Source organism: Kribbella sp. VKM Ac-2571 (genome assembly GCF_004362255.1).
Taxonomy (GTDB): domain Bacteria; phylum Actinomycetota; class Actinomycetes; order Propionibacteriales; family Kribbellaceae; genus Kribbella; species Kribbella pratensis.
Genome location: NZ_SNWS01000007.1, coordinates 256,194 through 281,814 on the forward strand (window position 1 = coordinate 256,194; position 25,621 = coordinate 281,814).

27 protein-coding genes are annotated in these 25,621 nt (G+C 68.8%); 22 read left to right on the forward strand and 5 right to left on the reverse strand.

Annotated elements, in window-relative coordinates:
- Positions 1 to 149: 149 nt before the first annotated feature.
- The 6 genes from recA to EV651_RS17885 all read left to right on the forward strand — a co-directional run bounded on the left by recA (position 150) and on the right by EV651_RS17885 (position 7,871).
- Entirely contained in the window at positions 150 to 1,220 is a 1,071-nt protein-coding gene (gene recA / locus EV651_RS17855) for a recombinase RecA (RefSeq protein ID WP_133786321.1), read from the forward strand.
- Between the two features lie 1,708 nt (positions 1,221 to 2,928).
- Positions 2,929 to 3,396, forward strand: coding sequence for a regulatory protein RecX (locus tag EV651_RS17865; RefSeq protein ID WP_238157000.1), 468 nt, complete (start codon positions 2,929 to 2,931; stop codon positions 3,394 to 3,396).
- A 32-nt stretch (positions 3,397 to 3,428) separates the two neighbouring features.
- A complete protein-coding gene (locus EV651_RS17870; RefSeq protein ID WP_238157002.1) occupies positions 3,429 to 3,812 on the forward strand; it encodes an MmcQ/YjbR family DNA-binding protein in 384 nt (127 codons plus the stop codon).
- 523 nt (positions 3,813 to 4,335) lie between these two features.
- Positions 4,336 to 4,800, forward strand: coding sequence for an antitoxin (locus EV651_RS41885; RefSeq protein WP_202870375.1), 465 nt, complete (start codon positions 4,336 to 4,338; stop codon positions 4,798 to 4,800).
- A gap of 852 nt (positions 4,801 to 5,652) precedes the next feature.
- Positions 5,653 to 7,380 (forward strand): ribonuclease Y, encoded by a 1,728-nt coding sequence (gene rny / locus EV651_RS17880; RefSeq protein WP_238157005.1) that lies wholly within the window; start codon positions 5,653 to 5,655, stop codon positions 7,378 to 7,380.
- A gap of 35 nt (positions 7,381 to 7,415) precedes the next feature.
- Entirely contained in the window at positions 7,416 to 7,871 is a 456-nt protein-coding gene (locus EV651_RS17885) for a GNAT family N-acetyltransferase (RefSeq protein ID WP_255512203.1), read from the forward strand.
- A 3-nt stretch (positions 7,872 to 7,874) separates the two neighbouring features.
- Here the strand turns inward: EV651_RS17885 and EV651_RS17890 are convergent, their stop codons facing one another.
- Genes EV651_RS17890 through EV651_RS17900 form a run of 3 tightly spaced genes read right to left on the reverse strand, consistent with a single transcriptional unit; the run spans position 7,875 to position 10,395 of the window.
- Positions 7,875 to 9,038: an acyl-CoA dehydrogenase family protein gene (locus EV651_RS17890; RefSeq protein ID WP_133786323.1), complete on the reverse strand. Its 1,164-nt coding sequence runs from the start codon at positions 9,036 to 9,038 to the stop codon at positions 7,875 to 7,877.
- Between the two features lie 55 nt (positions 9,039 to 9,093).
- Entirely contained in the window at positions 9,094 to 9,669 is a 576-nt protein-coding gene (locus tag EV651_RS17895) for a DUF1707 domain-containing protein (RefSeq protein WP_133786324.1), read from the reverse strand.
- A 21-nt stretch (positions 9,670 to 9,690) separates the two neighbouring features.
- On the reverse strand, positions 9,691 to 10,395 hold the full coding sequence (locus EV651_RS17900; protein WP_166658641.1) for a type 1 glutamine amidotransferase: 705 nt from the start codon (positions 10,393 to 10,395) through the stop codon (positions 9,691 to 9,693).
- A gap of 108 nt (positions 10,396 to 10,503) precedes the next feature.
- Here EV651_RS17900 and EV651_RS17905 point away from each other — a divergent pair, with 108 nt between their 5' ends.
- The 8 genes from EV651_RS17905 (at position 10,504) to EV651_RS17940 (ending at position 17,478) form a co-directional block, all read left to right on the forward strand.
- On the forward strand, positions 10,504 to 11,337 hold the full coding sequence (locus tag EV651_RS17905) for an FHA domain-containing protein (RefSeq protein ID WP_166658642.1): 834 nt from the start codon (positions 10,504 to 10,506) through the stop codon (positions 11,335 to 11,337).
- 29 nt (positions 11,338 to 11,366) lie between these two features.
- Positions 11,367 to 12,593 (forward strand): 1-deoxy-D-xylulose-5-phosphate reductoisomerase, encoded by a 1,227-nt coding sequence (gene dxr, locus EV651_RS17910; RefSeq protein WP_133786327.1) that lies wholly within the window; start codon positions 11,367 to 11,369, stop codon positions 12,591 to 12,593.
- A complete protein-coding gene (locus EV651_RS17915; protein ID WP_133786328.1) occupies positions 12,590 to 13,906 on the forward strand; it encodes an RIP metalloprotease in 1,317 nt (438 codons plus the stop codon). Before dxr ends, EV651_RS17915 begins: the two co-directional genes overlap by 4 nt.
- Positions 13,907 to 13,911: 5 nt before the next feature.
- Positions 13,912 to 15,063, forward strand: a complete 1,152-nt coding sequence (gene ispG, locus EV651_RS17920) for a flavodoxin-dependent (E)-4-hydroxy-3-methylbut-2-enyl-diphosphate synthase (RefSeq protein ID WP_133786329.1) — start codon at positions 13,912 to 13,914, stop codon at positions 15,061 to 15,063.
- 87 nt (positions 15,064 to 15,150) lie between these two features.
- A complete protein-coding gene (locus tag EV651_RS17925; protein ID WP_133786330.1) occupies positions 15,151 to 15,405 on the forward strand; it encodes a DUF2191 domain-containing protein in 255 nt (84 codons plus the stop codon).
- On the forward strand, positions 15,402 to 15,824 hold the full coding sequence (locus tag EV651_RS17930) for a PIN domain nuclease (protein WP_133786331.1): 423 nt from the start codon (positions 15,402 to 15,404) through the stop codon (positions 15,822 to 15,824). The genes EV651_RS17925 and EV651_RS17930 overlap by 4 nt, the downstream gene beginning before the upstream one ends.
- Positions 15,825 to 16,007: 183 nt before the next feature.
- The gene (locus EV651_RS17935) at positions 16,008 to 16,889 is read left to right on the forward strand and encodes a trypsin-like serine protease (protein WP_133786332.1); all 882 of its coding nucleotides are present in this window, start codon (positions 16,008 to 16,010) and stop codon (positions 16,887 to 16,889) included.
- A gap of 40 nt (positions 16,890 to 16,929) precedes the next feature.
- Positions 16,930 to 17,478: a nucleosidase gene (locus EV651_RS17940; protein WP_133786333.1), complete on the forward strand. Its 549-nt coding sequence runs from the start codon at positions 16,930 to 16,932 to the stop codon at positions 17,476 to 17,478.
- On the opposite strand, the gene EV651_RS17945 is transcribed toward EV651_RS17940, so the two are convergent.
- Entirely contained in the window at positions 17,459 to 17,965 is a 507-nt protein-coding gene (locus EV651_RS17945) for an NUDIX domain-containing protein (protein ID WP_133786334.1), read from the reverse strand. The genes EV651_RS17940 and EV651_RS17945 overlap by 20 nt on opposite strands.
- A 64-nt stretch (positions 17,966 to 18,029) precedes the next feature.
- Here EV651_RS17945 and EV651_RS17950 point away from each other — a divergent pair, with 64 nt between their 5' ends.
- Both EV651_RS17950 and trxA read left to right on the forward strand, forming a co-directional pair.
- Positions 18,030 to 18,392, forward strand: coding sequence for a MerR family transcriptional regulator (locus EV651_RS17950; protein ID WP_130379618.1), 363 nt, complete (start codon positions 18,030 to 18,032; stop codon positions 18,390 to 18,392).
- Positions 18,389 to 18,724, forward strand: a complete 336-nt coding sequence (trxA, locus tag EV651_RS17955; RefSeq protein ID WP_133786335.1) for a thioredoxin — start codon at positions 18,389 to 18,391, stop codon at positions 18,722 to 18,724. The genes EV651_RS17950 and trxA overlap by 4 nt, the downstream gene beginning before the upstream one ends.
- A gap of 91 nt (positions 18,725 to 18,815) precedes the next feature.
- On the opposite strand, the gene EV651_RS17960 is transcribed toward trxA, so the two are convergent.
- Positions 18,816 to 19,178 carry a VOC family protein gene (locus EV651_RS17960; RefSeq protein ID WP_133786336.1) on the reverse strand — a complete coding sequence of 121 codons (363 nt, stop codon included), beginning with the start codon at positions 19,176 to 19,178 and terminating at the stop codon, positions 18,816 to 18,818.
- 55 nt (positions 19,179 to 19,233) lie between these two features.
- Between EV651_RS17960 and EV651_RS17965 the strand changes: the two genes are divergently transcribed.
- The 6 genes from EV651_RS17965 to EV651_RS17990 all read left to right on the forward strand — a co-directional run bounded on the left by EV651_RS17965 (position 19,234) and on the right by EV651_RS17990 (position 25,611).
- Positions 19,234 to 19,398, forward strand: a complete 165-nt coding sequence (locus tag EV651_RS17965) for a CopG family transcriptional regulator (protein ID WP_202870376.1) — start codon at positions 19,234 to 19,236, stop codon at positions 19,396 to 19,398.
- Positions 19,395 to 20,039 (forward strand): VOC family protein, encoded by a 645-nt coding sequence (locus EV651_RS17970; protein WP_133786337.1) that lies wholly within the window; start codon positions 19,395 to 19,397, stop codon positions 20,037 to 20,039. The genes EV651_RS17965 and EV651_RS17970 overlap by 4 nt, the downstream gene beginning before the upstream one ends.
- Before the next feature lie 49 nt (positions 20,040 to 20,088).
- Complete coding sequence (locus EV651_RS17975; RefSeq protein ID WP_166658643.1) at positions 20,089 to 21,345, forward strand: MFS transporter; 1,257 nt, start codon at positions 20,089 to 20,091, stop codon at positions 21,343 to 21,345.
- 61 nt (positions 21,346 to 21,406) lie between these two features.
- The gene (locus EV651_RS17980; protein WP_133786339.1) at positions 21,407 to 22,231 is read left to right on the forward strand and encodes a GNAT family N-acetyltransferase; all 825 of its coding nucleotides are present in this window, start codon (positions 21,407 to 21,409) and stop codon (positions 22,229 to 22,231) included.
- A gap of 113 nt (positions 22,232 to 22,344) precedes the next feature.
- Positions 22,345 to 24,108: a proline--tRNA ligase gene (locus EV651_RS17985; protein ID WP_133786340.1), complete on the forward strand. Its 1,764-nt coding sequence runs from the start codon at positions 22,345 to 22,347 to the stop codon at positions 24,106 to 24,108.
- A 144-nt stretch (positions 24,109 to 24,252) separates the two neighbouring features.
- Positions 24,253 to 25,611: an FAD-binding oxidoreductase gene (locus EV651_RS17990; protein ID WP_166658644.1), complete on the forward strand. Its 1,359-nt coding sequence runs from the start codon at positions 24,253 to 24,255 to the stop codon at positions 25,609 to 25,611.
- Positions 25,612 to 25,621 lie beyond the last annotated feature (10 nt).

Below are 25,621 nucleotides of genomic sequence, written 5' to 3' on the forward strand. Positions count from 1 at the left end.
GGAAGGTGGTTGGACGGCCGAGTTGTCCACAGATTCGAAGTCGCGGCGAAAACTGTCGGCGGCAACGAATACCTTCTCTGGCGACAACAAAGTTCCTTCGGGTGGCCGGCGGCGGCCCCGGATTATCAGATGGGTCAGGTGGCAGTCACATGGCGGGTGTAGCGAGTGCGGAGCGCGCGGCGGCCGATCGCGAGAAGGCGCTTGCGACCGCGCTGACGCAGATCGAGCGGCAGTGCGGCAAGGGATCGGTGATGCGGCTGGGCGAGCAGAACCGGCCGCCGATCGAGGTCATCCCGACCGGGTCGATCTCGCTCGACATCGCGCTCGGGATCGGCGGTCTGCCGCGCGGCCGGGTGGTGGAGATCTACGGTCCGGAATCCTCCGGTAAGACGACGGTCGCGCTGCACGCGGTCGCCAACGCTCAGCGGGCCGGGGGAATCGCGGCCTTCATCGACGCCGAGCACGCCCTCGACCCGGAGTACGCGCGGAAGCTGGGCGTCGACACCGACGCGCTGCTGGTCTCGCAACCCGACTCCGGTGAGCAGGCGCTGGAGATCGCCGACATGCTGGTGCGCTCCGGCGCGATCGACATCGTCGTGATCGACTCGGTGGCCGCGCTGGTGCCCCGGGCCGAGATCGAGGGCGAGATGGGCGACAGCCACGTCGGTCTGCAGGCCCGGCTGATGAGCCAGGCGCTGCGGAAGATGACCGGCGCGGTCAGCGGGACGAACACGACCGCGATCTTCATCAACCAGCTGCGCGAGAAGATCGGCGTCATGTTCGGCTCCCCGGAGACGACGACCGGTGGTAAGGCGCTGAAGTTCTACGCGTCGGTGCGGCTGGACGTGCGCCGGATCGAGTCGCTGAAGGACGGCACCGACGTCGTCGGTAACCGGACCCGCGTCAAGGTCGTCAAGAACAAGGTGGCCCCGCCGTTCAAGCAAGCCGAGTTCGACATCATCTACGGCCAGGGCATCAGCCGCGAGGGCAGCCTGCTCGACCTCGGCGTGGACCAGGGCTTCGTCCGCAAGGCCGGCGCCTGGTTCACGTACGAGAGCGACCAGCTCGGCCAGGGCCGGGAGAACGCGCGGAACTTCCTGCGCGACAACCCCGATCTGGCCAACGAGCTGGAGAAGAAGATCAAGGAGAAGATGGGCATCGGCCCGACCCTTGACCAGCCGGCCGATGCGGCCGCGGCCGAGGTCGATGTCGACTTCTGACCGACCCTCCGCGGGCGGCAGCGTCTCCCGGCAGCCATCAGCTGCCGACGACGCTGCCCCCGCGGCGCTGTCTCTACCCCACGACGAACGCCTTGCCCTGGCCCGCAAACTCCTGGCCGAAGGAACAACCGCGCCCGCGACCACCACCGGGTCGCCCAGCACCGGGTCGTCCACTACCGGGTCGTGTGCCACGGGGTCGTCCACCACGGGGTCGTCCACTACGGGGTCGTCCACTACGGAGCCGGTTGCGGCCGAGCGCGGATCGTACCGGCGTACGGCGGCTCGGCGGGTGTCCGCGGAGCGTGACACGTCGCGATCGGCGTCCTCGTCGGGCGATGCTCGGCGAGACAGTGCGTCTGGTGACGGAGACGATTCCTCGGCTGGTTCGAGGCGGGGGAGTCGTACTCGAGGTCGTGGAGTGCGCGCCGCCGACCCCTGGGAGGACCCCGGCGACTTCCTGGACAGCGGGGAGTCGGAGCGGAGTACGACGCGACGTACCGGCTCCATCAGACGAACCGCCGGCACCGTCGACCCCTGGGGCGACGACGACAACCGAACCATCCAGTCCATCGAGAACCAGGCGGCCGCCCGCCGAGCCGAAGCCCAAGCCTTCGCCGACGACGCCCCCACCCCACCCCGCGACGCGCCCGCCCCACTCCGCGATGCCCCCGCCCCACTCCGCGACGCGCCCGCCCCACTCCGCGACGCGCCCGCCCCACTCCGCGATGCCCCCGCCCCACTCCGCGACGCGCCCGCCCCACTCCGCGATGCGCCGCAGCGCACTACCTCGAATCGCAGTGCCTCGAACGGTTCCAGCTTTGAGGCCAGCGGCCCGACGCCTGCGCCGTCAGCAGTTGACAGCGGCGGAGCGGGACAGCATGAAGAGGCCGCGGACACAACGACGACGTCGATCTCGCGCGACGCTTTCGACACAGCCGCCGCTTCCGACCCAGCGGCTGCTTTCGACACAGGCGGCGCATTCGACCCGTGGGCGGACCCAGTCGAGACGCCTCGACCAACGACCGCTGCGGCGCTCTCCTCCGGAGCGACGGCGCCCAGCTCGACGGACGACACGCACCAACCCCCGGTCAACACAGCCGATGCATTCGACCCGTGGGCGGACCCGATTGATGCGCCTCGACCAAGGACCGCTGCGGCACTCTCCCCGGGGGAGACGGAGCCCAGCTCGACGGACGGTGCTGACCAACCTCCGACCGACACAGCCGACGCGTTCGACCCGTGGTCAGACTCAGTTGATGCGCCTCCTCCAGCGACCGTTGCGGCACCGTCCTCCCGAGGGACGGCGCCCAGCTCGACGGACGAGACTGAGCAAGCCCCGACCGACCCACCTCGTCGCCGCTCAGTTGCGAGGCGTCGCGAGGCCGAGGGCGGTGGCACGTCCGGGGACACAGCAGCTAGTGGACCCGGAGCGGAGCACGCGCGGCCGACCGCAGGCGCGTCGAGTGCGGCGTCAGCCAGTACGACGGACGATGGCACCCGGCTTCCCGCCGCAGGCACTGCCCGTGATGGGGGCACCTCGGCTCGGAGTGGGGCCGGGCGGGGGAGTGCGCGGCGGCGGGTCGGTGGGGGATTTGGACGGCGGGGGAAGCGGCCCGCTGGGGAGGAGCCTCAGGGGACGGGAGATCCCGAGCTCGACGGCGCGGCAGCGGATCCGTACTCCGTAGCGCGGACGATTTTGCTGGACAAGTTGACGGGGCAGCCGAGGACCCGGGCCGAGTTGGCCGACGTGCTGGCGGAGCGGGACATTCCGGACGATGTGGCCGATGCGGTGCTGGATCGGTTTACCGACGTCGGGCTGATTGACGACGCCGCGTTCGCGAATGCGTGGGTGGAGTCGCGGCATCGCGGGCGAGGACTCGGTAAGCGGGCGCTGGCGCAGGAGCTACGGCGGCGCGGGGTGGACGACGAGTTGGCGCGGGATGCGCTCGAGGAACTGCAACCCGAGCAGGAAGAGGAGAAGGCCCGCGAGCTCGTACGGCGGAAGCTGCGGTCGATGCGTTCGCTCGAGCGGCAGGTGGCGATGCGGCGACTGCTCGGAATGCTTGCCCGCAAGGGGTATCCGGGCGGTCTCGCGATGACCGTCGTCAAAGAGGAACTCGACGCCGGCCACGAAGAGTTCCCCCTCCTCGACTCCTCCGGTCTCGAACCCGAGTAGTTCCGGGCGGTAGCGTCGGTCGGGTGACGAGCATGGGCGATGTGGAGCGGGTGGTCTTGGGGTTGCCCGGGACGGAGGAGACCACTCGGCACGGGATGCGGACGTGGAAGGTCGCTGGGAAGGCGTATGCGTGGGAGCGGCCGTTCAGCAAGGCGGACCTGAAGCGGTTCGGGGACGAGACGCCGCCGAGTGGGCCGATCGTCGCGCTGGTCGTTGAGGACCTTGCGGACAAGGAAGCAGTGCTGCAGGCGCGGGCAGGGGACGGGTTCTTCACGATTCCGCATTTCAACGGGTACGCCGCGGTGCTGGTTCAGCTGGACGAGGTGTCTGAGGACGTCCTCGAGGAAGCGTTGCTCGACGCTTGGTTGGTGCACGCACCGGCGGACGTCGCCAAAGCACACCTGGGGAACAGATAGTCCGCGCTCCGGCTCACCGGCCCCGGATGCCCGGAGTTCCGGGGTGCCGTGATCCGCCTCACCAGCCCCGGAGTCCCGGAGCCCGAAGCCCGAAGCCCGAAGCCCGAAGCCCGGGACTCCCGGAGCCGGGAGCCCCGAGTCCGGAGTTCCGGAGCCGGGAGCCCGGAGCCCGGAGCTGGGAGTCCCGGAGTCCCGGAGTCCCGAGTCCGGAGTCCCGGAGTCCCGAGTCCCGGAGCCCGGAGTCCCGGAGCCCGGAGCCCGGAGCCCGGAGTCCCGGAGCCCGGAGTCCCGGAGCCCGCCTGGTGGGTGTGGTCGGTGGTGTCGCTCGAGGTTGGGGGCTGCTGATCGGGGCTTCGGCGGGGTGGGGGTTACGGAGGGTGACGTGGGTTCGGGGGGAGGGGTGCGGCGAGGGGCGTTGACGGGTGCGCCGTGACGGTGTGTTATCCGAGGTAGGGCCGGTATTTGTTCCGGTCCGTAGGCTGGGATTTTCCGTCGATCCGCCCCAGACACCGCGGAGGGTGCAATGAACGATTTCCAGGAACAGGCGAAGAACTGGCTCCGGAATGTCGTCAAGCAGAACCCGGACAAGATCAAGGCCGGCGTCGAGAAGGCAGGCGACCTGATCGACAAGCAGACCGGCGGGAAGTACGCGGAGAAGGTCGACGCAGTCCGGCAGAAGGTCGGCGGCTTCGTCGACAAGCAGAACTCCGCCGAGACCCCGAACCAGACGGGAGCAGGATCAACACCTGAGCCCACCGAGGCAACCACCTCCGGGCCTGTCACCTCCGGGCCTGCCACCTCCGGGCCTGCCGCGTCCGAGCGTGCTGCGTCCGAGCCGGGTCCGGCCGGGTCCGAGTCCGCCGTGGCGGGTTCTGAATCCACCGCCGGGGCATCGGCAGGTACGGCCGAAGCGGCGCCCGGTGAGTCGGCAGGTGAAACCGCGTCGGACGAGCGGGCCGGCTCCCAGGGCAGCGGCACAAACAGCTAGCCGACCAGCTACACGCGACGGTCAGCTCGACAGGACTGGGTCTGGTCGAGCTCACCTGGCACGTCTGAGGGCTGCACGCGGGTCGGCTCCATCTGCCCGCACCGGCTCTCAGGGCAGCGGCACAAACAGCTAGCCCCACCAGCCACACGCGACGGTCAGCTCGACAGGACTGGGGTCTGGTCGGGGTGGCTTGGCGGGTCTGGTGGCTGCAGGCGGATCGGGCTCCTCAGCCCGTACCGGCGGTGACGGGGGATCTGGAGTAGACCACGTTGGCGGGTGGTCTTGTGAGGATCGGCGGTGGCGGCGATGAGTGTCCGTCTTGACCGGGTGGTGGGGCGCGCCTAGCCTCGGCATCAGGAAGGGATGAATCCACCGCAACGGTGGCGGATATGAGGAACGGCGGGTTGGTGAAACTACCGACCGGCCGGGAAAACGCAACCACGCTCGACCGAGCTGAAGGAAGGACGACGGCGTCGTGAACGCTGTCGGATAGACGGCGCCGCGCGTAATACCTGAACGGCAGCAGCCCGACAGGACACGAGCGGGGCCATCGTGGTCTCCGAGGGTTCAACCGGCGACGCACGGTGAGCAAGCAACGCTGGGCGGCCGCTGATGTGGCGTCCCTGCAGTCGGCGGACGGGGGTTCGCGGACCGCGAGCACGCTGGGCAGCACATCAGCAGCGAGTGCGCAGCAGCACCGTTTGCATCGCTGGAAGCGGCAGCACCGGTACCGCCTCAGTGGAGGTGGCGCCGGCACCGCCGTACCTCGGTGACCCCTTACCGAAAGGCCGGCTGGCTCATCCCTTCGACCGATGGCCACAGTTCCCGCGTGGGACTCGAAGGAGAGGGGAGATGCCGATGACCGCGATGTCGGTTGGCCTGGCCCTGATCGGATTGCTGATCGCCGGACTACTGGCTTGGATCGGCCTCACCCTCTCCCGCCGGAAGGCTGTGGGTATCGCGACCTCCCAGCAGGAGGCCTCCCGGCTCGAGACCGCGCAGCTCGAGGCTGCCCAACTCGAGGCTGCCCAACTCGAGGCCGCGCAGCTCACCGCCGGCGCGAAGTCGGCGGCGGAGCTGGTACGTCGGCAGGCCGAGGAGGACGCCGCCGTACTGCGGACACGTGCCGAGGCAGCTGAGCAACGTGCCGAGGAGATCCGCCGCGCCGCGGAGGACCGGGCGTCCGAGGTACGGCGTGATGCCGAGCAGCGGGCGTCCGACGTACGCCGGGAGGCCGAGGCGGAGGCGCAATCCATTCGGGACGACCTGCGGGAGCAGCGGCTGGAGATGGAGCGCCGCGACCACCGGCTGACCGAACGCGAGGAGCGGCTCGACGAGCAGCACCGCGGCATCGAGGAACGTCACGCCGAGCTGACCGCGCAGCTGGCCGAGCTGGAGCAGCGCAAGCAGGAGATCAAGGACCTCGAGGACGAACGCCGCCGGATCCTGGAAGGCGTCGCGAACCTGACGACCGAGCAGGCGAAGGCCGAGTTGGTCGCGGCGATCGAGGACGAGGCGAAGCGGCACGCGCACACCATCGTCCGCGACATCGAGCGGCAGGCGCTCGACGAGGGTGAGACGAAGGCGCGCAAGATCATCACCGGCGCGGTGCAGCGGCTGGCTTCGGAGCAGACCAGCGAGTCGGTCGTGTCCGTCGTCCACCTGCCGAGCGACGACATGAAGGGCCGGATCATCGGGCGCGAGGGCCGCAACATCCGGTCGTTCGAGCAGACCACCGGCGTGAACCTGATCATCGACGACACTCCGGAAGCGGTGCTGCTGTCCTGCTTCGATCCGGTCCGGCGGGAGACCGCGCGGCTGACGCTGGACTCGCTGGTGCTCGACGGCCGGATCCACCCGAGCCGGATCGAGGAGATCTACGAGCGCAGCAAGGGCGAGGTAGCCGAGCTGTGCCAGCGGGCGGCCGAGGACGCAATGGCCGACGTCGGGATCACCGATCTGCATCCGGAGCTGGTCCGGACGATGGGGCTGCTGCGCTACCGGACGTCGTACGGGCAGAACGTGCTGAAGCACCTGATCGAATCGGCGCACATCGCCGGGATGATGGCGGCCGAGCTCGGGCTGGATCCGAAGCTGTGCAAGCGAGGCGCGTTCTTGCACGACATCGGGAAGGCGCTCACGCACGAGTCCGAGGGCAGCCACGCGATCGTCGGTGCGGACCTGGCGCGCAAGTACGGCGAGAACGACGACGTCGTGCACTGCATCGAGGCGCACCACAACGAGGTCGAGGTCCGCACCGTCGAGGCCGTGCTGACGCAGGCGGCGGACGCGGTCAGCGGCGGGCGGCCGGGTGCGCGGCGCGAGTCGCTGGAGGCGTACGTGCAGCGGCTCGAACGGCTCGAGGAGATCGCGATGCACCACGAGGGTGTGGAGAAGGTGTTCGCGATGCAGGCCGGCCGGGAGATCCGCGTGATGGTGCTGCCGGACGCGGTCGACGACATCGCAGCGCAGGTGATGGCGCGCGACATCGCGAAGCAGGTCGAGGAGGAGCTCACATATCCGGGTCAGATCCGCGTGACCGTCGTACGGGAGTCCCGCGCGACGGAGGTCGCGAAGTAGTCGTCAGGCCCGCCACTCGCGGCGACGTCGACCGGTTGGTCGGCGCGCTGGCGCGGGAGCCGGCGGCGCAGCACCACATTCGGGGTCGTTGGGACGTCCAACAGTCCGATGGCGGGGTGTATCTGATCGCGGAGCGCGACGGGGAGATCGTCGGCCAGACGGTGCTGCTCCGGCGTTCGAAGTACGGCGAAGTGCGCGCCGACGTGGACCCGGCCGAGATCAACGGGCTGCAGGCGTACGTCCGGCGGCAGGGCATCGGTACGGCGATCATTCGCGCGGCCGAGGCGATCGCTGCGGGGGAGTGGAACCGATCGGCGATCGGGCTCGCCGTTGGACTCGACAACGATCCGGCTCGGGCTCTGTACGAGCGTCTCGGGTACGAGCCGTGGTCGGGTCCGCAGCTGCTGGACCACTGGACCGAGCAGGCGGCTGACGGAAGCGTCGTACGCACGCACAGCGATCCCTGCCAGTACTTGCTCAAGCCCTTCTAGCCGTCAGCGGAACGCGGACTGGCCGGTCAGGGCCTGACCGATCACGAGTTGGTGGACCTCGGACGTGCCCTCGTAGGTGAGGACGGACTCGAGGTTGTTGGCGTGCCGCATGATCGGGTACTCGCCGCTGATGCCGTTCGCGGCGAGGATCGTGCGGCACTCGCGCGCGATCGCGATCGCCTCGCGGACGTTGTTCAGCTTGCCGACCGACACCTGCTCCGGACGCAGCGCGCCCTTCTCCTTCAGCCGGCCGAGGTGCACAGCGAGCAGGATGCCCTTGTTCAGCTCGACCGCCATGTCGGCCAGTTTCGCCTGCGTCAGCTGGTACGCCGTCAGCGGCTTGTCGAACACGATCCGCTCGCCGGCGTACGCGATCGCGGTCTCCAGACAGTCCCGCGCCGCGCCCATCGCGCCGAAGATGATGCCGAACCGGGCCTCGTTCAGGCAGCCGAGCGGGCCGGACAGACCACGTGCCTCGGGCAGCATCGCGGACGCCGGCAGCCGTACGTCGTCCAGCACCAGCTCGGACGTGACGGATGCACGCAGCGACATCTTCTGCTTGATCTCCGGCGCCGAGAAGCCGGGCGTCGACGTCGGTACGACGAAGCCGCGGACGCCGTCGTCGGTCCGCGCCCAGACCACCGCGACGTCGGCGATCGAGCCGTTGGTGATCCACATCTTCGAGCCGTTCAGAATCCAGCCATCACCATCGCGGCGCGCGTTGGTGCGCATGCCGGCCGGGTTCGAGCCGAAGTCCGGTTCGGTCAGTCCGAAGCAGCCGATCGCCTCACCCGCGGCCATCCGGGGGAGCCACTCGGCCTTCTGCTCCTCGCTGCCGTACTTCCAGATCGCGTACATCGCCAGCGAACCCTGCACCGACACCAGCGACCGCATCCCCGAGTCGGCCGCCTCGATCTCGAGACAGGCCAGCCCGTATGCGACCGGTCCGAGCCCGGCGCACCCGTACCCGGTCAGGTGCATCCCGAGGAACCCGAGCGCGCCGAGCTCCTTGGCCAGCTCCCGCGCCGGAATCGCCCCCGCCTCGAACCATTCCGGCAAGGACGGCCGCAACCGCTCGTCCGCAAACCGCCGCGCGGCCCCACGAACATCAACCTCCTCCGAGCTCAGCAAGGAGTCGACATCCACCAGATCCAACGAAGCGCTCATGCCCAAACGCTAACGGCAATCCGGCCGGCCGCGGAGGAGGCCCGGCAAAGTACTGTCACTTGCGGTACCAGGGCCACCACCAGTGGCGTTTGCGGGCGTGGCGGACTACGACGCTGGCGTGGTGGGCCTTGCCGGTGACGTGGAGGCGGACGCCGCCGGGGCGCGGGGCCACGGCCTTGTTCTTTGCGCTGCTGTGATTGGCCTCGACCTGGTCGATGTCGACACTCCAGCCCTCGGGGATGACCATCACCACCGAGCTGTGGATGGCCTGGGCGTCGACGTGGATGTCGGACCAGTGCACGACGGCGTCGGTGAAGTCGAGCTTGACCGAGGAGTGTTCCGCGATCGCGGTCAGTCGCTCGGGGACGACCCAGGCACCCTCACGCTTCTGCGCGCTGTGCCGGGCCCGGAGCGTCAGCTCCTGGGAGCCGCCGTGAGCGACCGGCACCAGGTCCGCGGTCGCGTTGCGAAGCTCGAGCTGGGTCTTGGCCGAGTAGATCTGGGTCAGCCGCTCGTCGAGTTCCTCGAAGTCCAGCCGCCCGTCGGTGTGCGCCTCCTGGACCACGGCGGCGGCACGCTCACGGTCGTTGTCGGATGCCCGATGGTTGGGCGGCGGCTGCTCCAGACTCATGCCCCATAAGGTAGCGCCGCATCAGCCGACGAGGGTCAGGAATCGGCCCACGACGATGGACCACGTCTTCTCCAGTTCGACGGCGTACCGTTGCGCATCCGCCACCACGGTGTCCGGGTCGAACCCGAGCGACCGCAGTCGTGCCGGCTCCCAGCGCCGTACCCGCTCTGCCTCCACCTCGGGATGGAACTGCACACCCCAGCTCTGCCCGATGCGCAGCATCTGGTTCGTGCACCGCTCACTGGACATCAGCAGCACCGCATCCTCCGGCAGCCGCGTGATCTGGTCCTGGTGGCTCTCCACTGCCCGCAGCGTCGACGGCATCCCTGCCAGCAGTACGTCGTCCGCACCGGCCGGCAGCACCCTCAACGAGGTCACACCCTTCTCGGGCTGCCCGTACTTCCCCTGCACCGCACCGCCGAACGTATGCGCCAGCAACTGCGCACCCAGGCAGATCCCGAGTACCGGCACCCGTCCGTGCGCGTCGCGCAGCAGCGAACGCTCTGCCGGCAGCCACGGCGATCGCTCGTCCTCGTCCGGCAGCATGCCTCCGCCGAGCATGATCAGCGCCGCATACCCGTCCATGCTCGCGGGTACGGGCTCACCGTCCCAGGCCCGCACGACGACCGGAGGGAGCCCATGCTCGTCCAGCCAGTCGAGCAGCCGGCCAGGTCCGCTGTCCCGGTCGTTCTCGATGATGAGCACAGAAGCTCGCGGTGCGGTCACCGGGCAACGGTACGGCGGCACACCATGACACACCAGGACACACCTGACACGCAGCACACCGCCGTACCGGAGTGGCGATTCCGGGATACTGATGCACTGGGGGTGTCGATGGAACCTGTCAGCGGATTCGTGCGGGCTGTTGTCGGAGATGTGGCCTTCATCTTCAGCAAGGGCATGGTCCCCGCGTACCTGCTCGCCCGCCGCAACGGGTGGCCGCGACCGCAGCTCGACGTACTGGTCCGGTCACACGGTCAGTACGTCCCCCTGTCGATTCCGACCGGCACCGTGCCCGCCGTGGACCGCCTGGTCGGGCTGGACGAGTTCCGGCCGGCCCCGATGATCACTGTCGAGTTCACCCCGGGTGACACCGGCGCCGAGGCACATCTCACGGCCAACAGCCCCGTCCTCGTCACGATCACCGACGTCAGTCACCGCGAGTACGACGCTGTAGTACTGACCACGTCCCTCGGCGCAGCGGCGTACGCACAGCTGCCGCCGGGGTACTACCACGTCTCCGCTGTCGTCATCGACGAGTACGGCGACCTGCTGCAGGGGTACGGCGCTCAGCACAACCTGTACGTGGACAAGGGCGACGACCTGATCGTCTCGCTGTCGATCCGCACCGCGGGCGTGACGGAGATCGCAGCCGCCCTGGAAACCGGACCGCAGCCCGCACTGGTCGGGCCGGACGGCGACGTCGTACCGCTGCTCGACCTGGCCCGGATCGGCCGCGCACCGGAATGTGACCTGATCCTCGACCGCCCGGAGGTCAGCCGGCACCACGCCGAGCTCCTGCGGATCGACGCGACCAGCTACGAGCTGCGGGACCTGGGGTCGACCAACGCGACGATGGTGAACGGCGTACCGATCAAGACCGCGATGGTCACCCACGGGGACGAGATCCGGCTCGGAGCGCTCCCGTTCCGGCTACTGCTCGCCTGACCTGTGCCCTGACCTGGAACAATGGCGCCGTGAACCCGCGTAGCGTCGTCATCCTCGGCTCGACCGGCTCGATCGGCACCCAGGCGCTCGAGCTGATCGGACGGAACCGGGACCGCTTCCACGTCCTGGCCCTGTCCGCCGGCGGCGACAACGTCGCGGTGCTCGCTGAGCAGGCGCTCGAGTTCGGGGTCGAGGTCGTGGCGGTGGCCAAGGCCACGGTGGCGCAGGACCTGCAGCTGGCGTTCTACGCCGAGGCGCAGCGGAAGGGATACGCGCAGGGCGAGTTCCGGATCCCGAAGATCGTCACCGGGCCGGACGCCTCCAGCGAGCTCGCGGCGATGCCGTGTGACGTCGTACTCAACGGCATCAACGGCTCGGTCGGCCTGCACGCGACGCTGGCCGCGCTGGACGCCGGGAACACGCTGGCGCTCGCCAACAAGGAGTCGCTGGTGATCGGCGGCCCGATCGTCACGCGGCGCGCGAAACCGGGGCAGATCGTCCCGGTCGACTCCGAGCACAGCGCGATCGCCCAGTGTCTGCGCGGCGGTACGCCGGACGAGGTCCGCAAACTGCTCCTGACCGCGAGCGGAGGCCCGTTCCTCGGCCGGCCGCGCAGCGAGCTGGAGGACGTGACCGTCGAGCAGGCCCTGGACCACCCGAACTTCGCGATGGGGCCGGTCGTCACGATCAACTCGGCCACGCTGGTCAACAAGGGCCTCGAGCTGATCGAGGCGCACCTGCTGTTCGGGATCCCGATGGACCGGATCGACGTGGTCGTGCACCGGCAGCAGGCGATCCACTCGATGGTCGAGTTCTTCGACGGCTCCACGATCGCGCAGGTCGGCGTACCGACGATGACGGTGCCGATCGCGCTCGCGCTCGGCTGGCCCGACCGGATACCGGACGCTTCGCCGCCGTGGAACTGGGCCGAGGCGAGCACCTGGACGTTCCAGCCGGTCGACGGCACCGCGTTCCCGTCGGTGCAGCTGGCCCGGGAGGCGGGGACCCGCGGCGGGACCGCCCCGGCCGTGTTCAACGCGGCGAACGAGGTCTGTGTGCAGGCGTTCCGCGACGGGCGGCTACCGTTCGTGGCGATCGTCGACACAGTGGCGCGGGTCGTGACCGATCACGACGTACCCTCGTATGAGGAACTGTCCGTCGACGACGTGCTCGCCGCGGACGCGTGGGCGCGGCAGCGGGCCCGTGAGATCACTGCCAACGCAACCGACGACAGCCAGGAGAACCAGCAGGCATGAGTGTGCTTCTCACCATTCTCGGCATCGTGCTGTTCGTCGCCGGGGTGCTGATCTCGGTCGCGCTGCACGAGATGGGTCACATGCTCCCGGCGAAGGCGTTCGGGATGAAGGTCACGCAGTTCTTCGTCGGCTTCGGGCGGACCGTCTGGTCGGTGAAGCGCGGCGAGACGGAGTACGGCATCAAGGCGATCCCGGCCGGCGGTTTCGTCCGGATCATCGGCATGATGCCGCCGGCCAAGGGCCAGGACCCTGCTCAGCCGCTACGGGTGCGCAAGGCCAACACCGGCCCGATCCAGTCGATGGTCGAGAACGCCCGTACGGCGGAGTACGAGACGATCTCGCCGGAGGACAACGGCCGGCTCTTCTACCAGAAGGTGTGGTGGAAGAAGCTGATCGTGATGGCGTCCGGGCCGCTGGTCAACGTGCTGATCGCGGTCGTGCTCTTCACCGGGCTGTTCACGATCTACGGCGACAGCGTCGCGCAGACCACCATTTCGACGGTGACCGACTGTGTGATCCCCGCCGACCAGGCGAAGCCGGACCGCAAGTGCCAGGACGGCGACAAGGTCTCGCCGGCCAAGCAGGCCGGGTTCCAGGTCGGCGACAAGATCGTCGCGTTCAACGGGACCACGATCACCAGCTGGGACCAGCTGACGCCGCTGATCCGGGCGAACACCGACAAGCCCGCCACGATCGTTGTCGAGCGCAACGGTCAGCAGCTGACCCTGCACACGAGCACGATCGTCAACCAGGTCCTGGACAAGCCCGGGTCGGACAAGTACGTCTCGGTCGGGTTCCTCGGGGTTTCGCCGGAGAGCAAGATCGAGCGGCAGAGCGTCGGTTACGCGCTCGACAAGATGGGCGGCTACACGGTCAGCACCGTCCAGGCCCTCGGCCGGTTCCCGGAGAAGCTGGTCGGCGTCGCCAAGTCGATCGTCGGCGGCGAGCGGGACCAGGACAGCCCGATGAGCGTCGTCGGCGCCAGCCGGGTCGCGGGCGAGATCGCCTCCAGCGACCTGAACGTCGGCGCGAAGGCGGCCACCCTGATCCTGCTGCTCGCCTCGCTGAACCTGTTCCTCGCCCTGTTCAACTTCATCCCGCTGCTGCCGCTGGACGGCGGTCACATGATCGGCGCGATCTGGGAAGGCATCCGGCGCGGCTTCGCGAAGCTGTTCGGCCGGCCGGACCCCGGGTACGTCGACGTGGCCAAGCTGCTCCCGATCGCGTACGTCGCGGCGAGTGTGATCGTGGTGATGGGCGTGCTGCTCGTCATCGCGGACATCGTGAACCCCATCAAGCTGTTCAACGGATAGGACAAATGAGCATCAACCTGGGCATGCCCGCACTGCCACCCCCGACTCTGGCGCCGCGTCGGAAGACCCGCCAGATCAAGGTGGGCAGCGTGCTGGTCGGCGGTGACGCGCCGATCTCGGTGCAGTCGATGACGACCACGCCGACCCACGACGTCAACAAGACGCTGCAGCAGATCGCCGAGCTGACTGCCGCGGGCTGCGACATCGTCCGGGTCGCGTGCCCGCGTCAGGAGGACGCCGACGCGTTGGCGGAGATCGCGCAGCACTCGCAGATCCCGGTGATCGCCGACATCCACTTCCAGCCGGGCTACGTGTTCGCGGCGATCGAGGCCGGGTGCGCCGCCGTACGGGTGAATCCGGGCAACATCCGCAAGTTCGACGACCAGGTCAAGGAGATCGCGCAGGCCGCGAAGGACCACGGTACGTCGCTGCGCATCGGCGTGAACGCGGGATCACTGGACAAGCGGCTGCTGGAGAAGTACGGCAAGGCGACGCCCGAGGCGCTCGTCGAGTCGGCCGTCTGGGAGGCGTCGCTGTTCGAGGAGCACGACTTCCACGACTTCAAGATCTCGGTCAAGCACAACGACCCGGTCGTGATGGTGCAGGCGTACGAGATGCTCGCCGAGCGCGGCGACTGGCCGCTGCACCTCGGGGTCACCGAGGCCGGGCCGGCGTTCCAGGGCACGATCAAGTCGTCGGTCGCGTTCGGCGCGCTGTTGTCCAAGGGCATCGGCGACACGATCCGGGTCTCGCTGTCCGCGCCGCCGGTCGAGGAGGTCAAGGTCGGCCTGCAGATCCTGCAGTCGCTCAACCTGCGCGAGCGCAAGCTCGAAATCGTCTCCTGCCCGTCCTGCGGCCGCGCCCAGGTGGACGTCTACACGCTGGCCGAGCAGGTCACCGCCGGCCTCGAGGGCATGGAGGTCCCGCTCCGCGTCGCCGTCATGGGCTGCGTCGTGAACGGCCCCGGCGAGGCCCGCGAGGCCGATCTCGGCGTCGCCTCCGGCAACGGCAAGGGCCAGATCTTCGTCAAGGGCGAGGTCATCAAGACGGTCCCGGAATCCGCCATCGTCGAAACCCTCATCGAAGAAGCGATGCGCATCGCCGAAACGATGGAATCCACCGGCGACGCCGGCGAACCCACCGTCACCGTCAGCTGAACTGCACCAACACGGCATTCTTCTTGGTGCACGATCGCACCAAGATGCGCACCACATTGTGTCCTCGTCCGGTGTATCTTTAGTTACATGACGCGCATCTCAGTAGACGTGAACGACGAGTGGCTGGACGCCGCTCGCGCCGAGTTGGGCACGGACAGCAAGGTGGAGACGATCAACGCTGCCTTGCACGAGTTCGCGCGGCGTAAGCGGGCAAAGGACCTCATCGCGACGCTGGACGCCGTCGAACTCGATGTCAGCGCGTCGGCCGACGCCTGGCGGTATGGGGGCGGCCGTGATCTGAGCAAGCTGGAGGAGGATGCGCGAGAGGCGCGCACCGCATGATGGCTGGGGCCGCCTACTTGGTGGATACGTCGGTTGTCGTGCTCCGTGGCCGGCACGCCTCGGTCAAGCATCGCTTCGACACCCTGCTGGTTGAAGGTCGGTTGGCGCTGTGTCAGATGACCTTGCTCGAATGTCTCAACAATGCACCTGATCCAGCAACGTACGAGCGAATGTGGTCAGACCTCCAGGGACAGCGCTGGGAAGACGTGACCACCGACGTCATGGACAGGGCTTTGGGCGTTCACCGAGCACTTGCCGCGAGGAGTCAGCATCGAGGCTTCAAATTGCCGGATCTCATCATTGCAGCGACCGCCGAGTTGGCCGGACTGACTGTGCTGCACTACGACGAGGACTACGACCGGATCGCGAAGGTGACCGGGCAGCCTGTCGAGTGGGTTGTGCCGAAGGGATCGCTTTGAGGATTACCGGCTCTGGGGCGGGAGAACCCTGCGATTCCACCGTGAGCTGACCCAACCCGGGCGAAGGGTTTTGGCCCACGTTGTGAAGGGTTCCCTCTGACGTGGGGCGGTGGGGTCTTCAGGGGTTCTCCGGGGGCAGGGGGCGGCGTAGTGTGCCGCTGTTCGTGCCCTCTGGGAGGTTCCATGCGCAAGAAGATCCTGACCCTGCTCGCGATCGGTGCGGCGGTGTGTGCGTCGACCGTGCCGGCGGCGGCCATCAACTCGTACAACGCGACGCCGGCGCCGGAGCGGACCGAGGTGGGGGCGTTCCTCGCGTTGTGGGACAACACCGGTGACGGCGTACCCGATCGGTTCGACTGGGTGTGCAGCGGCACGATGGTTGACCGCGACACCTACCTGACGGCTGCGCACTGCACCGACGACTGGCCGGCGGGGACCAAGTTCTACGTGTCGCTCGACCAGGACGTGCAGACGCTCCTGGACAACGCCGCTGCGCACGGCCTGACCGCCGCGCAGACCGCCGCCTCGTTCGTCACGAACCATCACGCGGTAGAGGGCGACACCCACCAGGACCCGGCGTACCCGGGGACCTCGGCCGACGCGCACGACATCGGAGTGATCGACTTCGCGAACCGCGCGACCGATCCCGCCGACGTCTGGAGCTTCACGCCGGCAACGCTGCCGAGTGCGGGTCAGCTGGACAAACTGGGCAGTCGGGCGCTCGATGCCGCGTCCTGGCTGGTCGTTGGCTACGGCACCCAAGAAGCAGTCAACGGTCCGGGTGGCCAGACGCACCCGGGCGGCGGTGTCCGGATGAAGGCGCCGGTGGACTTCAACGCGTTGAACAAGACCTGGGTCCGGTTGGCCATGACGGAGCCGCAGGGCAACGGCGGCGCCTGCTACGGCGACTCGGGCGGCCCGAACTTCGTCACCCTCAACGGCAAACGCGTCCTCGCGGCAACCACCATCACCGGCGACACCCCCTGCTACGCAACGAACGTCGTCTATCGAACCGACACCCCGTCGGCGCGGTCGTTCCTCGCGTCGTACGTCAAGCTCCCCTGATCTCCGCAGAGCTGGTCACCCGCCGACTACGCTTCGGCAGGTGACCAGTTATCTGATCGTCAGCGCCATCCGCGCAGAGGCGCGTTACGTCCCGGACGAACTGCCCGTCGTCGTCACCGGGGTCGGGAAGACGGCGGCTGCGGTGGCGGTCAGTCGGGCCTTGGCGGGGCGGGACACCACTGATCTTGTCGTGCTCAACGTCGGTACCACTGGGGCGTTGCGGGATGCGTTGTCCGGGTTGTTCCTGCCGAGTGTCGTGATCAACCACGACGTGAACGCGGAGGCGGTCCGGGCGATCGGGTTGGATCCGCGGGACGAGTTGGCTGTCGAGGGCGGGGACGGGACGGTGCTGGCGTCGGGGGACGTGTTCGTGACGGATCCCGCCGTACGGGCGCGGTTGGCGGAGCGAGCGCACTTGGTGGACATGGAGGCGTACGGCGTCGTGTACGCGTGCCAGGAGTACGGCGTACCTGTGCGCGTCGTGAAGCACGTGTCGGACTCGGCGGACGAGGCCGCGCTCGACTGGCCGGCGTTGGTCGACGCGAGCGCGAAGGTGCTGGGGGAGTGGGTCAGCGAGAACGCTCGCTGAGCCATTCCAGTACGGCGATCTCACGCACCAGCCAACGCATCACACCGACCCCGCTCGCCAGCACGCTGCGGTTGGCGGCCAACGCCGCCTCGACAGTCACCCAAGAAGGCGTGAGCTCCAGCTCCGCTTCGTATCCCTCGAGGTGCTGCTCGCCGAGAGGTGCCCCGCCCGAGCACTCGAAGTAGTACGACGTCATCCCGAACACGTCGTACTCCGCGTCGATCGCCGCGACCTCCTCGCGGGTTGTGGCGAGTTCAGGGCCGACGAGAATCTCGCCGTACCCGCACTCCTCGCGGAACTCGCGGTGCAGTGCCTGCTCGAAGGACTCGCCGGGTTCGAGGCCGCCGCCGGGGAACTTGTAGTCGCCGTGTCGTGAGCTGAGGAGCAGCAGCTCGGGGCCGCGGATGAGTACGCCGCGGGCGGCGGTGCGGGTGATCGTCCGGCCGCCGGGGCTCAGGGTGGGATCGCGGAAGGTGGCGAGGTGCATCGGATTATCCTGGCTTGACCTTGACCCTGGGGGCAAGGTTTAGCGTCGGGGTGAAGGAGGCGGGATGCGGATCAGTGATCTGGCGGCCGAGGCCGGCGTGACGGTCAAGGCGGTGCGGTACTACGAGTCGCAGGGACTGCTCAAGCCGCGGCGGGAGGCCAACGGGTACCGGTCGTACGAGCCGGACGACGTGGTCGTCGTGCGTGAGGTGAAGGCGTTGCTGAGCCTCGGGCTGACCGCGGAGCAGACGTACCCGTTCATCGAGTGCCTGCGGGCCGGCAATGCGCGCGCGGACGTGTGTCCCGCGTCGCTGACGGCGTACCGGACCCGGATCGAGGAAGTGGACCGGCGGATCGCCGAACTGACCGATCTGCGGGCGCGGCTGACCGACCTCCTGACCGATGCCGAGAACTGGAGGACGAGATGAGCGATCTGCGAAGTGTCGACGAGGCCACCTTCGACGAGGTGGTGCTGCGGTCCGAGAAGCCGGTGCTGGTGGACTTCTGGGCGCAGTGGTGCCCGCCGTGCCACCAGATCGCCCCGGTCCTCGCCCAGATCGGTGCCGAACGCAACGAAAAGCTGACCGTCGTGAAACTGAACTCCGACGAGAACCCGGCGATCTCCGCCCGCTACCGGGTGATGGCGCTGCCGACCCTGATCCTCTTCCACCGCGGCGAGATGATCTGGTCCGTCGTCGGCGCCCGCCCGAAGGCGAAGCTGCTCAAGGAACTCGACGACGCGCTGCTGACTGCGGTGTGACCGAACCCCCAGGCCATCACAATCGCCCGCAGCCGACGCGCCTGAGCATGGCGCGTCCGCGGCGCGCCGATTGTGATGGCCTGGAGATCCGCTAGCGCGAGGTGCAGAGCTCGACCAGTACGCCGTGCGGGCCGGCGACGTAGGCGATCGTGCCCCAGTCGGCTTCGGTGGGTTCGAGGGCGATCTTGCCGCCGCGGGTGCGGATCTCCTCGACGTCGGCGCGAACGTCGTCGCTGCTGAACTGCAGGAGCGTCCCGCCGTGGGGCCCGAAGTCGTCGATCATCGCGCCGGTGTGCAGGGCGATCGTCATCACGCCGGCCTTCACCTCGGCGTACCCCTCGCCGGCGTTGCCGGAGACTTCCAGGCCGAGTACACGGGTGAAGAAGTCGGCGATGTCCTGGTTCTTCTCGCGGCTGTCCGTCAGTAGGCCGAGGTGGTCGAAGCGGAGATTCATTGTCGGACTCCCTGAGGATTGACGGTTGGCTTTCTAGGATGCTAGCAATGTAGCCATGGCGGATGTGGGTGACAAGAAGGTGCAGTTCAACGTGTATCTGCCGCCGGAGTTGGTACGGCGGGTGAAGCACAAGGCGATCGACGACGCGGCGAGTCTGTCCGCCCTCGTCGAGCAGGCACTGGCTGAGTACCTCGACAACCATGGGGAGGCCCGGGGATGAACGACCTCGAGAACGCGGTGATCAGGCCGCTGCGGTTCACGGCGGACGTGGAGGCGATGCGGGCGTTCCTGGAGAGGCTGGGGCTGCGGTCGCGGATCGAGTCCGAGCGCGGGGGATGGGTCGACATGCTGACCGGTCGCGGGATGGTCGCGTTGCACGATGCGGCCTCGAGTTCGACGGGCGGGCAGCCGGGGCAGACGACGCTGTCGTTCGAGGCGGACAAGCTCGACGAGTTGAAGGACCGGCTGGAGCAGGTGGGGTTCGCCGACGCGACGGTCTTCGACGAGGCGTACGGGCGGGTGCTGTCGGTCAGTGGGCCCGGGGGCGTGGTGATCTGGGTCGACGAGCGCAGCGACGATCTGTACGGGTACAAGCTGCACGACGCAGCCCCGGACGATCGCTGGTCGGTCACGCCGTACCTGACCGGAGCGGACGAAGCGCCCTGGCAGCGGTTCCTCGGCGCGCTCGGCGTGCAGACGGTGGTCCGCTTCGGTCCGGCCGACGGCGACTTCGCCGTACGACTCGACCTGACCACGACCGAGGACCTCGACGACGTGCGGGACCGCGTCGGCGGGTCCCGTACCGAGGCCGGCCTGGAGATCGTCGACCCCGACGGTCAGCTCGTGGTAGTCCACGGATGACGCCTGATGTCTTGACCTCGACCGGACCTGAAGTTGCAGGATGCGGGTCATGACGACGGTGGCGCCTGACAGGCTGCGGGACGATCCGGACTTCCGGCGGTACTGGTCGGCTCGCGCCTTGTCGATCACCGGGTCGATGGTGACGGCGATCGCGTTGCCGGTGCTCGTCTACCGGCTCAGCGGGTCGACGGTGCTGACCGCAGTGGTGACCGCGCTCGAGTCCGCGCCGTACCTGCTGGCCGGTCTCTTCGCCGGCGCGCTCGCGGACCGTTGGAACCGGCGCCGCACGATGGTGACCGCGGACGCCATCAACGCGGTCCTGGTGGGTTCCGTGCCGGTCGCGCATCTGCTCGGTGTGCTGACCGTCGTGCAGGTGCTGGTCGTCGCGTTCACCGTGCAGGCCGTCTACACGTTCTTCGACGGCGCGAACTTCGGCGCGCTGCCCGTCCTCGTCGGCCGCGCCCGCGTGGCCCAGGCGAACTCCGCGGTCTGGACGGCGTCGAGTCTGATCGAGTTGCTCGTCCCGCCGGCGACCGGTCTGCTGCTCGCCGTACTCGATCCGGCCAGTCTGCTCACGCTCGACGCCCTGAGCTTCGCGGCGTCCGCGTTCGCCGTCCGCGGGATCGTGCGGGCGATGTCCGAGTCCCGCGACGGGCAGCCGCCGTTGCGGCCGAAGGTCGTGCTGAACGACATCGGTGACGGCCTGCGCTTCCTGATCCGGCACGCGGGCGTTCGCACGATGACGATCATCGGCAGCGTGCAGTCGTTCGCGGGCGGCGGGTTCATGGCGCTGATCGTGGTGTGGTGCGACCGTGTCCTGGACATCGGTACGTCGGGAGTCCGCTTCGGACTGGTGTGGGGAGTCTGGGGGATCGGCGGGCTGATCGCCGCGCTCAGCCTCCCGCGGTTGCTGAAGCGGATGCCGCCCGCGGCGATCACGCTGTACGCGCTGCCCGTGTCGGCGCTGCTCGGAGTGCTCTCGCCGTTGTCGCCGAACTGGATCGTGGCCGCGCTGGCATTGCTGGTCTGGGGTTCGGCGTACGTGCTGGTGATCGTGAACGCGGTGTCGTACCGGCAGCAGGTCACGCCGGAGAACCTGCTCGGCCGGGTGAACACGGCGGGCCGGATGCTGTCCTGGGGTGTCGGGTGGACGATCGGATCGGTCGTCGGCGGGCTGCTCGGCAACGCGTTCGGGCCGCGGACCGGGATGGTGCTGATGGGTCTGTTCGGTTGCGCGGGCGTGGTGTTCGCGTGGACGTCGCCGCTGCGCCGGATCGCCGCGGACCACGAGCTGGAGGACGGCTGACGCGGCCCCGTTGCAGCCCCCGTTGCATACGGAGGTGTCGACCATCCGCTAGGTTCTGCGCGTGGGCGTACGGGTTCTCGGTCCTCGCGACCTCGCGGCGGCGCGCGCGGTCATTGCTCGCGATCCGGTCATCAACGTGTTCGTCGACAGCCTCGTGCAGGCGTCCGGACTCGACCCGCGGCGCGGTGCGGAGGTCTGGGGGTACGTCGAGAAAGGCGCGCTCGAGGCCCTGTGCCACGCGGGCGGGAACATGGTTCCGGTCGGCGCCGACGACGCTGCCCTCCGGGCGTTCGCGGCGTACGCGATGCGGCGGGGGCGGAACTGTTTCCAGATCCTGGGGCAGGCCCGCGCGGTCGAGCAGCTGTGGCACAGTCTCGAGCCGCACTGGGGACCCGCCCGCGAGGTGCGCGACGACCAGCCGTTCATGGTGATCGAGGGGCCGCCGGCGATCGCACCGGATCCGCTGGTCAGGGCGGTCGAGCCGGTCGAGCTGCCGATCCTGTACCCGGCGTGTGTGGCGATGTACACCGAGGAGGTCGGCGTACCGCCCCAGACCGGGCCGGACGGCACGTTCTACCGTTCGCGGGTCGCGGAGCTGATCCGGGCCGGGCGCGCGTTCGCGCGGATCGAGGACGGGCGGGTCGTGTTCAAGGCCGAGGTCGGTTCGGTCGGGTCGGGCGTGTGCCAGATCCAGGGCGTTTGGGTGGATCCGGAGTACCGCGGCCGCGGGCTGGCCGCGCCCGGGATGGCGGCCGTGGTCGAGTTGGCCCGGCAGATCAGCCCGGTGGTGACCCTTTATGTGAACGCCTTCAACCTGCCCGCACGGGCGGCGTACGAGCGCGTCGGGTTCCGCACGATCGAGACGTTCGCGACGATTCTGTTCTGAGACCGCGGGCCGGAGCCGGTGTGAGCCTGTGGATAACGTGGTGAGAGCATGTCCGCCGGACCGATATTCTCTGTGACGTCCGGTCATCTACTTTTGCACGCTGGGAGACTCCCGTGATTTTGCGTATGTCGTCGTTGTTCCTCCGCACCCTTCGCGAGGACCCGGCGGACGCGGAGGTCCCGAGCCACAAGCTGCTCGTCCGCGCCGGGTACATCCGGCGGGCCGCGCCCGGTATCTACACCTGGCTGCCGCTCGGCCTGCGCGTGCTGCGGAACGTCGAGCGGATCGTCCGTGAGGAGATGGACGCGATCGGCGCGCAGGAGCTGGTGTTCCCGGCGCTGCTGCCCCGCGAGCCCTACGAGGCCACCGGCCGCTGGACGGAGTACGGGCCGAACATCTTCCGGCTGAAGGACCGCAAGGGCGCCGACATGCTGCTCGGCCCCACGCACGAGGAGATGTTCACGCTGGTGGTGAAGGACCTGTACTCGTCGTACAAGGACCTTCCGCTGTCGATCTACCAGATCCAGAACAAGTACCGCGACGAGGCGCGGCCGCGGGCCGGCGTCCTGCGCGGGCGCGAGTTCGTGATGAAGGACTCGTACTCGTTCGATGTCGACGACGACGGCCTCGCCGCGTCGTACGAGCAGCACCGCGAGGCGTACATCAAGATCTTCGACCGGCTCGGCTTCGACTACGTGATCGTGCAGGCCATGTCCGGCGCGATGGGCGGTTCGCGGTCCGAGGAGTTCCTGGCGATCGCGGAGAACGGCGAGGACACCTTCGTCCGCTCGCCGGGCGGGTACGCCGCCAACGTCGAGGCGGTCGTGGTGCCGCAGTCGCCGCCCGTCGACGCGTCCGGCGTACCGGCCGCCGAGGTCGTGGACACCCCGGACACGCCGACCATCGACACGCTCGTGGACGCGATGAACGCGAAGCACGCGCGGACCGACGGCCGCGAGTGGACCGCCGCGGACACGTTGAAGAACGTGCTCGTGATGCTGGTGCACCCGGACGGCACCCGCGAGCCGCTCGCGATCGGCGTCCCCGGGGACCGCGCGATCGATGAGAAGCGGCTCGGCGCCCAGGTGGAGCCGGCCGAGGTGGTCGCCTTCGAGGAGGCCGACTTCGAGAAGTACCCGTCGCTGGCGAAGGGCTACATCGGTCCGGGCGTGCTCGGCAAGGACAACACCTCCGGCATCCGGTACCTGCTCGACCCGCGGGTGGCCGAGGGGTCCGCGTGGGTGACCGGTGCGGACAAGACCGGGTTCCACGTCGTCAACCTGGTGCACGGCCGGGACTTCACCGCCGACGGGACGATCCAGGCCGCCGAGGTCCGCGACGGCGACGAGGCGCCGGACGGTTCGGGTGTGCTGGAGACCGCGCGCGGGATCGAGATGGGCCACATCTTCCAGCTCGGCCGCAAGTACGCCGACGCGCTGGACCTGAAGGTCCTCGACCAGAACGGCAAGCTCGTCACGGTCACCATGGGTTCGTACGGCGTCGGCGTCACCCGCGCGGTGGCGGCGATCGCGGAGGGCAACCACGACGAGCTCGGCCTGGTCTGGCCGCGCGAGATCGCACCCGCCGACGTGCACCTGGTTGCCACCGGCAAGGACAAGGAACTCTTCGCGAAGGCCGCCGAGCTGGCCGCGGAGCTGGAGTCCCGGGGCCTGACGGTGATCTACGACGACCGCGAGAAGGTGTCGCCCGGCGTGAAGTTCAAGGACGCCGAGCTGATCGGCGTACCGACCATCGCCGTGGTCGGCAAGGGTCTCGCCGACGGCACCATCGAGGTCAAGAACCGCCGCACCGGCGACCGCGAAGACGTCCCGCTCGCCGACGTCGTAGACCACCTGGTCACCACGGTCCGCAGCTGACACTTCCGGCCCGTTCCCCCACGAGGGAGCGGGCCGGATCATTTCCCGCACATTTTTCTCGGCAAATGATGTCGAGGAATGTCGGTCGGCTCCGATCCCGGGGTGTGGCGCCTGAGGGGGCGTCCGGGAGACAGGGAGTTGGCGATGAGGGAATCTGTGCTGGATGGGCGGGGGATCGACGGGCTGCGCCAGGCCGTTGCGGGCGACGTGCTCGTGGACGGGGACGCGGGGTACCCGGACGCCGGGCGGGTGATGACGGCCGAGGGGCGGCCGCAGGTGATCGTGCGGTGTGCGGGCGCGAACGACGTGGTGGCGGCGTTGAAGTACGCCGAGACGCACGACCTGCCGATCGCGGTCCGCAGCGGCGGGCACCATGCGGCCGGGTTCGGCACCAACGACGGCGGCGTCGTGATCGACGTACGGCCGATGGACCAGGTCCGGTTGCTGCCGGACGACGTCGTCCGGGTCGGTACCGGCGCCACCTGGGGCCGCGTCGCCGAGCGGCTCGGCAAGGTCGGTCTGGCGATCTCGTCCGGTGACACGGCGAGTGTTGGTGTCGGCGGTTTGATGGCCGGTGGCGGCATCGGGTGGATGGTCCGCAAGCACGGGCTGGCGATCGACAACGTGGTGTCCGCCGAGGTGGTCACCGCGGACGGTTCGGTACGCCGGGTCGACGCCGCCACGGACCAGGAGTTGTTCTGGGGACTCCGCGGTGCAGCGGGCAGCCTCGGCGTGGTCACGTCGTACGACATCAGCGCCGTACGCCGACCGACCGTCCACTTCGGCACCCTGCTGTACCCGTGGACGCAGGCGGAGCAGGTGCTCGAGGGCTGGTCGGAGTACGCCGCGGACGCGCCCGAGGAGCTGACGTCGTCGCTGCAACTGGCGCCGACGATGATGGCCGACGGGCAGGTTCCGGTCGCGATCATGGTGTGTGTGACCGGTGACGTGGACGCGGCACTGGAACCGCTGCGTCACCTCGGCTCGATGATCACCGAGAAGGTGTCCGAGGTCCCGTACGCCGACGTGTTCTCCGACATGTCCATGCCGGCGGACTGGCGGCCGCGGATCCGCAACGGCTTCTACAACACCTGGTCGCCGAACCTGAGCCAGAAACTGCTGGAGGCCCGCCCGCGGATCCCGGGACTCGCGATCGAGATCCGGTCTCTCGGTGGTGCGTACGGCGCGATGCCCGCGGACGCGACCGCGTTCGCGCACCGTGACGCGCGGTTCCTGGTCAACTCCGTGCTGATGGGATCGCTCGAACAGCAGGGAACCCAGCAGCCCAAGGACTTGGACAACCTGTGGCGGTCCATGGAGCCGAACGGCGCGTACCAGAACTTCATCTCCGACCCGACCGACGCGGATCTCGACAGCTGCTTCCCGGAGCAGCACCGCGCCCGGCTGGCCGCACTCAAGCAGTCGGTCGACCCGGGTCACGTGTTCCGCAGTCCTTTGAGCGTGCCACCGCGTCCAGAGTGGACGGGCGGGCGTCGTCACTAAGGGCATGGCT

Excerpts from the sequence above, each read along its gene's own strand:
- recA (WP_133786321.1), top strand. The coding sequence starts at position 150 with ATGGCGGGTGTAGCGAGTGCGGAGCGCGCGGCGGCCGATCGCGAGAAG.
- EV651_RS17870 (WP_238157002.1), top strand. The coding sequence starts at position 3,429 with ATGGGCGATGTGGAGCGGGTGGTCTTGGGGTTGCCCGGGACGGAGGAG.
- EV651_RS41885 (WP_202870375.1), top strand. The coding sequence starts at position 4,336 with ATGAACGATTTCCAGGAACAGGCGAAGAACTGGCTCCGGAATGTCGTC.
- rny (WP_238157005.1), top strand. The coding sequence starts at position 5,653 with ATGCCGATGACCGCGATGTCGGTTGGCCTGGCCCTGATCGGATTGCTG.
- EV651_RS17890 (WP_133786323.1), bottom strand. The coding sequence starts at position 9,038 with ATGAGCGCTTCGTTGGATCTGGTGGATGTCGACTCCTTGCTGAGCTCG.
- EV651_RS17895 (WP_133786324.1), bottom strand. The coding sequence starts at position 9,669 with ATGAGTCTGGAGCAGCCGCCGCCCAACCATCGGGCATCCGACAACGAC.
- EV651_RS17905 (WP_166658642.1), top strand. The coding sequence starts at position 10,504 with ATGGAACCTGTCAGCGGATTCGTGCGGGCTGTTGTCGGAGATGTGGCC.
- EV651_RS17915 (WP_133786328.1), top strand. The coding sequence starts at position 12,590 with ATGAGTGTGCTTCTCACCATTCTCGGCATCGTGCTGTTCGTCGCCGGG.
- ispG (WP_133786329.1), top strand. The coding sequence starts at position 13,912 with ATGAGCATCAACCTGGGCATGCCCGCACTGCCACCCCCGACTCTGGCG.
- EV651_RS17925 (WP_133786330.1), top strand. The coding sequence starts at position 15,151 with ATGACGCGCATCTCAGTAGACGTGAACGACGAGTGGCTGGACGCCGCT.
- EV651_RS17930 (WP_133786331.1), top strand. The coding sequence starts at position 15,402 with ATGATGGCTGGGGCCGCCTACTTGGTGGATACGTCGGTTGTCGTGCTC.
- EV651_RS17935 (WP_133786332.1), top strand. The coding sequence starts at position 16,008 with ATGCGCAAGAAGATCCTGACCCTGCTCGCGATCGGTGCGGCGGTGTGT.
- EV651_RS17945 (WP_133786334.1), bottom strand. The coding sequence starts at position 17,965 with ATGCACCTCGCCACCTTCCGCGATCCCACCCTGAGCCCCGGCGGCCGG.
- EV651_RS17950 (WP_130379618.1), top strand. The coding sequence starts at position 18,030 with ATGCGGATCAGTGATCTGGCGGCCGAGGCCGGCGTGACGGTCAAGGCG.
- trxA (WP_133786335.1), top strand. The coding sequence starts at position 18,389 with ATGAGCGATCTGCGAAGTGTCGACGAGGCCACCTTCGACGAGGTGGTG.
- EV651_RS17960 (WP_133786336.1), bottom strand. The coding sequence starts at position 19,178 with ATGAATCTCCGCTTCGACCACCTCGGCCTACTGACGGACAGCCGCGAG.
- EV651_RS17965 (WP_202870376.1), top strand. The coding sequence starts at position 19,234 with ATGGCGGATGTGGGTGACAAGAAGGTGCAGTTCAACGTGTATCTGCCG.
- EV651_RS17970 (WP_133786337.1), top strand. The coding sequence starts at position 19,395 with ATGAACGACCTCGAGAACGCGGTGATCAGGCCGCTGCGGTTCACGGCG.
- EV651_RS17975 (WP_166658643.1), top strand. The coding sequence starts at position 20,089 with ATGACGACGGTGGCGCCTGACAGGCTGCGGGACGATCCGGACTTCCGG.
- EV651_RS17990 (WP_166658644.1), top strand. The coding sequence starts at position 24,253 with ATGAGGGAATCTGTGCTGGATGGGCGGGGGATCGACGGGCTGCGCCAG.